Origin of the sequence: Cricetibacter osteomyelitidis (assembly GCF_004340985.1) — a bacterium.
GTDB classification, from domain to species: domain Bacteria; phylum Pseudomonadota; class Gammaproteobacteria; order Enterobacterales; family Pasteurellaceae; genus Cricetibacter; species Cricetibacter osteomyelitidis.
The window spans coordinates 1-1124 of record NZ_SLYB01000059.1; the positions used below are offsets into that span (position 1 = coordinate 1).

Below are 1124 nucleotides of genomic sequence, written 5' to 3' on the forward strand. Positions count from 1 at the left end.
GAGTTTGGCTTGATATGCCCAGTGCCATAAAGCGGCTTCGGGGCGTTCACCAGCAGGCGTGGGGTTATACAGTAATGTGCCTTTTTCCGCTGCCAATGCACTGTGGTTGCTGAAATGGAGGGTGTGGCTGTCTTCGGTATGCGAAAAATAGTAATAAGTCCCTTCTTCCGCCGCCAGCCGTTCGATAAAGGCCAAATCCGTTTCCCGGTATTGTACGCAGTATTCCCGTTGCCAATAGCTGTCACTTAAATGAAATTCGACTTGATTGATATGATTCTTTGAAAGGAGTTGACGCAGGATTTTTTCGCTGTCTTGTTGTTGGAAGATTTTATTATCTGATTGATAGGAGGCTCGCACCAAATCCGGCTCGATAACCATGTTATAGCGGGTGCGGGAAAAACCGCTTTCGCCCTGTACCAACTGCGTCACAATCCCGTTAACATAACGTACCGGCTCACCCCCTTGCCAGAAAGTCAGTGTGGCGCGGTTATCCAAAATATCAGCAAAAGAAGGCGACGAATCAAAACTCGCCAGCGCCAATTCCAGACGAAAAAGTTGAGAAAGTCCTTCTTTTAATACAAAACTGACGACATCGAATTCGGTAGTGCCGTTCACGTTTAAACTATAGCGGTAGTCGGATTGTTGGGGCATATTATATCCTTCTATATTCGTTAAATGTGTTGTATTAATTAAGTGTAGTATAAAAATACTGCATTTTACAATTATAAAGGCTCAAACTTCGTTGTGTCATCATTTTCTCCAAGTTTTGTTGAGATATTCTACTAACGCCGTTTGAATATCATTCTCCATGCTCCAAAGAAGCAGCCTGACTTTCACTCCTTCCATGGCTTTTTTTATCAACAAATCACCAATGCAAAGCGATTTGCCGTCCCGTTTAAATTTCACCGCTTGCAATATCGTCTTCTTTCTTACGCTCAAGTGCTTGGACTTGGCTTTCACTTAAGATAATTCCTTTTTCGATAACTTCTTTTTCCAACACATTTAACCGTTGTTTAAAGTTGGCTAAACCATGGCGTAACCAAATAGAACGCACTCCGCCTGCCGAAACAAAAATACTTTGTTTACGTAATTCATTGCTGACACGGACTTGTCCATAAGCCGGA

Annotated in this window: 1 protein-coding gene and 1 pseudogene; both read right to left on the reverse strand. The window is 42.9% G+C overall.

Annotated features, from left to right (window positions below; translation table 11 throughout):
• Positions 1-651, reverse strand: a 651-nt coding sequence (locus EDC44_RS12880) for a type VI secretion system Vgr family protein (RefSeq protein WP_131979810.1), incomplete at its 3' end; no start/stop codon positions are given.
• A gap of 247 nt (positions 652-898) precedes the next feature.
• Positions 899-1124: pseudogene (locus EDC44_RS12890) on the reverse strand (IS481 family transposase); the annotation flags it as partial.